Below are 6,586 nucleotides of genomic sequence, written 5' to 3' on the forward strand. Positions count from 1 at the left end.
TTAGCCTCTTCGTCAGCTTTCTTCTTAGCCTCTTCATCAGCTTTCTTCGGGTCTGGAGTTCCGCCAGGTGCAGTGAAGGATGCACCAACTGCAGGGCTTGTTCCATTACCTTTTTTCGCTACTACAGAGAAGCTGTAAGTAACGCCTGGTTTAATACCACTAAGAGTAGCTTTCGTACCACTTATTGATAGGCTACCACTTGAACCATCAGTTGCTTTATAGCTTGCTGCATACGCATCAACTTCTGCTGGTCCAGACCAGTTTAGTGTAACTGTGCTAGCGCCATCGAAAGCGACATTAAGACCACTAGGTGCATCTACTTTAATTTGTTTAACCGCATCTTTCTTAGCACCTTTTACGTACAATTCACCATATAATTCTTGTACAGAAGAAGGGCGTTCGAAACGAGATTTATCTGTAGCGAATTTGCTCATCATTACTTGGAACATTTGTTGCGCAATTCTAGTAGAGCGATCGCCAATGTAATTTTCTGGACCATCCTTTTCGTAACCAGTCCAAACAGCCATTGTATATTGCGGTGAATATCCAGCGAACCAGCTATCTCTGTTTGCATCAGCTGGAATACCATATTTTTTAATAACGTCTTCATCAAAGTTTTGTGTACCTGTTTTACCTGCTACGTCTATACCTGAAACGTATGCTGTTGGACCTGTACCACCAGAACCAGGTTTTACTACGTCACGAAGAACGTCAGTCACCATGTAAGCTGTATAGTCGTGCATTGCACGTTGTTCTTTCGGTTTAAAGCTTTTCTTTTTCCCGTCTGGGAAGATGACTTCTTTTACGAAGTGAGGCTTATTATACACACCGTCATTACCGAATGCGGCATACGCCCCTGCTATTTGTAAAGGAGAACTATCGTTACTACCAATTGCTGTTGATTCATATGTTTTGCCGTCTTTAAATGTCATGCCTAAGTCTTCAGCAAACGCTTGTGATTTAGGAAGACCAACCGCTTGGGCTGTTTTTAAAGCCGGAATGTTTAATGATTTTTTCAAAGCTTCACGTAGTGAAACGTCACCTTTGTAACTATTTGTTGCATTTCGTATTTTTTTACCATTGGAATACGTATACTCTGAGTCATTTAATTGATGGTATGTAGACCATTGTAAATTCTCAATTGCTGGACCGTAGTCGAAAATTGGTTTCATTGTTGAACCAACTTGGCGTTTTAAATCAATGGCCATATTATGACCTTTGAAAGTAGACTTACTTTCTTTACGCCCAGCTCCAATTGCTCGAACTTCTCCAGACTGTGTATCCATAAATACGAATGATCCTTGGAATTGATCGTTCGGATACTTAATAAGATTGCCATCCATAATTTTATCTGCGTAATCTTGAGCATCTTGATCAAGTGTTGTATGGATCGTTAAACCATCTGAACCGATATTTATATCCGGATATTCTTTTTCAACTTCTTTTACAACAGCATCTAAAAATGCTTGATACTTCATCTCAGTTACTTCTGAAGCCGGTTGAAGACCCTCAGTTACAGGGATTTTCATTGCATTATTCATTTCATCTTTTGTTATATAACCATGTCGATTCATTAATGATAATACGACGTTACGACGTTGGGTAGCTCGTTCAACGTTGTCTTTTTTTGTTGGATCATAAATATTAGGACCTTGGGGTAAACCTGCAAGCATTGCAGCTTCATGTAACTGTAAGTCTTTTAAATCTTTGTCATAATATTTTTTGGCTGCTGTTGCAATACCGTATGAACGGTTACCTAAGTTAATCTTATTTAAGTACATTTCTAAAATCTCATGCTTAGAGTATTGTTGCTCTAATTTGTAAGATAGGTACCATTCTTGTACTTTTCTCTTTGCAGTTTTGTCCATCGTTAGAAAATAGTTTTTGACTACTTGTTGTGTAATCGTACTACCACCTTGAGATCCGAATCCTCCAGTGACATTTTCCATAACTGCTTTTGTAGTTCGTTTAAAATCAATTCCATTATGATCATAGAAACGTGAATCCTCAGTTGCAAGGAATGCACTTTCAACTACCTTTGGAATTTGATCATACGTAACGTGGGTTCGTTTTTCAGCACCGTATTCATAGAAAAAATTCCCATTCTTATCAAGAAACTTTGTTGATAAAGGATTGACAAGTTTTGATTTGTCTAATTTTGGAGCGTCCTTCACCATAACAAAGAAAGCGGAAACGCCAGCTACAAGACCAACGATACCAAGAAGTAGACAACCTATAAGGAATTTTTTAAAAAAGGAGCCTTTTTTCTTTGGTTTTTTCTCTTTATTTGTTTCTTCCTTTTGATTTTTTACATGATTTCGTTCTGTACGAGAACGATAATTATCTGACATTATACTTTCTCCTACCTTTCATTCTCTCCCCCAAAAGTCGAAAAAAGAGCCTTAGTGATGACTCTATCACGAAAAATAAACCGTGTCTAGTACACGGATATAATCAATCCGAGGGTGATAACCGCATGATAATAAAGATCCATGCTCTTCTATTTCTTCTTTCGTAATCGATTTTCGTCCACCAGTATTTTGACGATTCCAAAATGCAATAATATGTTTTGCATCTAATAAATAAAGTTCATCAAAAAGTGTAAATTTAATAATAACAAATGCAATCCCATTATGAGCGATTACTTGCTTCATATGTTCAATTTGATGAAGGTGGAAGTTCTGAAGTGGAAAGCTGGTTTTATTTTTTGTTTCTTTCGCTTCAAAATCGATGTATTTCCCTTTATATACACCGTTGTAATCTGTTGTAGAAGGTTGTTTAAAATACGCTTCTTTTACCACTGCAGCACTTCGAGCGGGGTAATCTACTTTTACAATTTGAAGAGGTGTAGGTTTTTTATGTACACATGCAATATTATGGGTTAAGTAATATTCATTTGTTTCATTTAATTCCTCTTCAAGGGACATACCTCTATTACTATAAGTATGTTTTTTAATTGGTGTTTTATGAGGTTGTGAAGCTTGATTGTACCGTTTTCCATTTGGGTAACGAATGGTCATAGTGTGTCCACTCCCAACTTGTTAAGAATTACTTACAAAGGTGATTATAACAAAAAATGAAAAAAGATGTGACCTTTTTGAAGAAAGGTATGATGACTAGCTCATGTTTACATGGAATGATTATAAAAAAATTGAACAATATCGTAAAAATATGGTTTGTACAAAAGAAGAAAAAACAATCGTTTACAACATGAAGAGGGAAATAGAAATAGCTAATATGGACAACATTTCTCGAACACAGTCCTATCAAGAATATTATGTGAGAAATAGTGAAATTAGGTGGGCTTTTTTAGCAAGTATGGTCTCGAGAAATGCGGGATGGAATATGACTGATTTAAAAGGGAGGTATTATGCTACTGTTTTACCTCAAACAGTAAAAAAACATTTGTTTCTGACTTATGAAGAAGCGAATTGGATTATTTTTTTAGATGCATTTCCTCAGCTATTGTTATACGAAGAAAGTAAGAGGAGACAGGTACCGCTATTCCATTTGTTACAATATTTCAACGTATCAATTTTTATGGAAAAAGAATGGAGTTATTTTTGGGAGAAAAAAGATCGAGATAGGCTCATGACAGCGCTTATTATAAATGAGCAAAATAAAATTCAAAAACCAGTTATTGAGAATGCATATTTTAAAAAACATGTATTTCATACTGCATTTTTTAAATTGCAAGAAATGCTTCATATAAGTGCTGTTATTTTTCCAACCGTTGAAGGGGGAATGTATGGGTTTTCAGTATATCAATTTGAAACGTTACAAAAGCGTATAGAACTAGGGAAGAAATTAGCGGATTTACTGTTTCATCCGAATTATAAAAGTTTATTCCATAGGTTTGCATTGCAAACTATACACACAGGATCAAGAGCAGACTATGAATGCTATGTAAGAGAAGTTAGAAAATCTTGTACCCCAGCCCTTAGAGAGGTTTATCCTGTCGTTGCACATAAGGAAATAAGCATGAGAGATTGGTTTTGTAGAGATACGGAAATAAATGAGTTGTTTTTACTGGAAGAGTATAAGGGGGAAGTTGATATAACAAAATGGTATAAAAGAAAGAGGGAGCAAATCTATGTTGCTTCTATTGTAAATCGTTTTGTTAAAAGGATGGGTGAGTTCGTGATATAATAGAAAAGAAGTCCCGTCTTCATTTATGAAGACGGGACTTCTTAATGTAAAGTAATCCTGCCATGTGTGCGAGAAATTTAATCTCAAAACGTAATGAACATAAGAGATTAAGGATGCTTCAGAAATTAGCTTTTTTGTAAAAGCACAATTGGTGGAGGATGAACGAAACCCCACTGATTAAAGTTTCACTTTATGTAGCAGGGAAGTTTGGGCCATCTAACTTTGGATTGCCAGTCTCGGGCTTATTTTGTTTGTTTTGTTTTTTCTTTTTTTCGTTTTTGTTCTTTGCCATTTTCATACACCTCCTTTTTGTATTGTTACCATTTCTATTGATGACATACAAAATGATTTCTTTGACGAATAACAACTAGTTTTGTCATGTGGGCAGGAGTGAGGAATCATTCGGCGAAATTACATGACAAAGGAAAAGCAAAGAAGGGGGCGTTTTGTATATGGCGATGGTTCAGAAGGAAGATGTAATGAAAACAATGGATCAAATGTTAAGTTCTCTCGATTTGCTGGAAATGAATATAGGGATTAGAATGAATCATGCATTGAAGGATAAGAGTGAAAAAATATGTAATAAGATAGAAATAACAGAAATGCATATTGAGCATATGGAAAATAAATTAGTGCATCACGAAGAAAAAGGGAATTGGGTGAAGGCATTTCAAAACGTCGTAGTGAGTGCATAATAAGGTGGGAATGAAATGAAGTATGAAGCATTAATACAGTCTTCAGAAAAACTTATGCAGCATAATAATGAAGCAAATGAGAAAAAAAGAGAAATGATTGAATACGACTTTTATAAGGATATGAAACCATTTGTTGATATGGTAGATGAGGAATTAAAGGTGTGGAAAGAATTAGCTTATAAATGGATTAAGGAAGAAAAACCGAAGTATATACATGTACAGCAAATTGATCAAGTGTACGATAATTTACAGACAAATGTGTTGCAATGTTTTGTAAATAAAGGTAAAGGTAAGCGATTCTTTGAAACACATCAAGCTATTTCGTATACTTTGCAAAATATAATTGAGCAATGTAAGTAACAAGAGGGAAAGCCCTCTTGTTTTTTTATGCTTCTGTCATTGTTGTAGGTTTTGTTGCACCGTTTATTTCTAATTCTTTTATTAATGTTCGGTAATCTGAAATGCATATTTTTCCTTCGAGATACCAATGTCTCGCAAAGTCTAACAGTTCATTTACATTCTCTGTGTAATACCCCTTTTTTTGAGAAAACGCTTGTTTTAAATCCCCTAATACCATGTTGATTCCTCCCCCATGAGAATCTTCTTCTTCATTATCATAGCATGGAAGGGTTTTCTTTTTTAATTTTTTAAAAATTTAAACTTCCGACAAAAATAGACAGATACTCCGTCACACAAATTATTTTACAAGTACATATTATATATGTAGAAACTTATGTGAAGGAGGAGAGAATGCATGTTTCAACAATCTAACGTATACCAGCAATCTAATCCGTATGCACAGCAAAATATGTACCAATATAATACAGATACATATTTACGGTATAATATGTATCCTTTCGAGCCTCATTATGGAAATCAAAATTATTACCAGCCATTTGAAGTGTCGTTTATGAACCAACCGCAACAACAGCAGCAGCAACCTTATATGAATCCACAACAGCAGCCCTATATGGATCAACAACAGCAACCTTATATGAATTCACAATACTATATGCCACCACCATCTCCCTATGGAAATCAACAAGCGATGTTTTATCCACCAAAGCAACCGTATCCGACGCAGAATAAACAAAAACAACAACAGCAACCGAGTCAATTTTCTAGTTTTGTTTCTCAATTTAAAACGTCAGATGGTAACTATGATGTAAATAAAATGATGAATACAGCTGGACAAATGATGAATGCGATGAATCAAGTGACAGGTATTGTAAAGCAAGTTGGAGGTTTTTTTGGTAAGTAATTTTGGATGGTTGTCTATAAAAAGTATTGTATAGGAAGTGGGGACTAGACAAATTTCCTTGGAATAAATGGGTATATATAACAAGCGGCTTTCCCTCTTTTCTCATATTGTAAAGTGTAATCAGATTTTTTTAACGAGAGAGGAGAGAAAAAACTATGCATCATTGTCATCCTTGTTTTGGAGGGCATAAGCCTGTAGGACCTATCTGTACAACTGCTCCTGTCATTCATCCGACGAAACAGTGTGTAACACATTCTTTTTCAACAACGGTGGTGCCACATATTTTCCCGACACATACAACACATGTACACCATCAACAAATTAAAAACCAAAACTTCTTCCCACAAACAAACTCGAATGTAAATGTTGTAGACCCGGTTGATCCAGGATTTGGCGGCGGATGTGGACCATGTGGTCATGGACACCATGGACATCACGTATCTCCATTTGGTCCAGGACCAAATGTATCTCCGTTTGGACC

At 35.6% G+C, this 6,586-nt stretch carries 9 protein-coding genes; 5 read left to right on the forward strand and 4 right to left on the reverse strand.

The window, feature by feature from the left end:
• Both MR113_RS26460 and recU read right to left on the reverse strand, forming a co-directional pair.
• Nucleotides 1-2,351 (reverse strand): PBP1A family penicillin-binding protein (locus tag MR113_RS26460; RefSeq protein WP_242257399.1); only part of this gene is annotated, 2,351 nt, incomplete at its 3' end.
• 66 nt (nt 2,352-2,417) lie between these two features.
• On the reverse strand, nt 2,418-3,020 hold the full coding sequence (gene recU / locus MR113_RS26465; protein WP_000155592.1) for a Holliday junction resolvase RecU: 603 nt from the start codon (nt 3,018-3,020) through the stop codon (nt 2,418-2,420).
• A gap of 103 nt (nt 3,021-3,123) precedes the next feature.
• Between recU and MR113_RS26470 the strand changes: the two genes are divergently transcribed.
• Nucleotides 3,124-4,149 carry a DUF2515 domain-containing protein gene (locus MR113_RS26470; RefSeq protein WP_242257400.1) on the forward strand — a complete coding sequence of 342 codons (1,026 nt, stop codon included), beginning with the start codon at nt 3,124-3,126 and terminating at the stop codon, nt 4,147-4,149.
• Between the two features lie 190 nt (nt 4,150-4,339).
• Here the strand turns inward: MR113_RS26470 and MR113_RS26475 are convergent, their stop codons facing one another.
• Nucleotides 4,340-4,516, reverse strand: coding sequence for a phage portal protein (locus tag MR113_RS26475; protein WP_242257401.1), 177 nt, complete (start codon nt 4,514-4,516; stop codon nt 4,340-4,342).
• Nucleotides 4,517-4,601: 85 nt separating this feature from the next.
• Here MR113_RS26475 and MR113_RS26480 point away from each other — a divergent pair, with 85 nt between their 5' ends.
• Both MR113_RS26480 and MR113_RS26485 read left to right on the forward strand, forming a co-directional pair.
• Nucleotides 4,602-4,844, forward strand: coding sequence for a hypothetical protein (locus tag MR113_RS26480; protein ID WP_001252039.1), 243 nt, complete (start codon nt 4,602-4,604; stop codon nt 4,842-4,844).
• A 15-nt stretch (nt 4,845-4,859) separates the two neighbouring features.
• Entirely contained in the window at nt 4,860-5,204 is a 345-nt protein-coding gene (locus tag MR113_RS26485) for a YppE family protein (protein ID WP_242257402.1), read from the forward strand.
• A 25-nt stretch (nt 5,205-5,229) separates the two neighbouring features.
• Here MR113_RS26485 and MR113_RS26490 read toward each other — a convergent pair whose 3' ends face one another.
• The gene (locus MR113_RS26490; RefSeq protein WP_000242661.1) at nt 5,230-5,421 is read right to left on the reverse strand and encodes a YppF family protein; all 192 of its coding nucleotides are present in this window, start codon (nt 5,419-5,421) and stop codon (nt 5,230-5,232) included.
• 177 nt (nt 5,422-5,598) lie between these two features.
• Here MR113_RS26490 and MR113_RS26495 point away from each other — a divergent pair, with 177 nt between their 5' ends.
• Nucleotides 5,599-6,105, forward strand: coding sequence for a YppG family protein (locus tag MR113_RS26495; protein WP_242257403.1), 507 nt, complete (start codon nt 5,599-5,601; stop codon nt 6,103-6,105).
• A gap of 155 nt (nt 6,106-6,260) precedes the next feature.
• The coding region (locus tag MR113_RS26500; protein ID WP_242257404.1) for a CotD family spore coat protein at nt 6,261-6,586 on the forward strand (326 nt) is incomplete at its 3' end.

This window comes from Bacillus cereus group sp. BfR-BA-01379 (assembly GCF_022663605.1).
Taxonomy (GTDB): Bacteria; Bacillota; Bacilli; order Bacillales; family Bacillaceae_G; genus Bacillus_A; species Bacillus_A mobilis.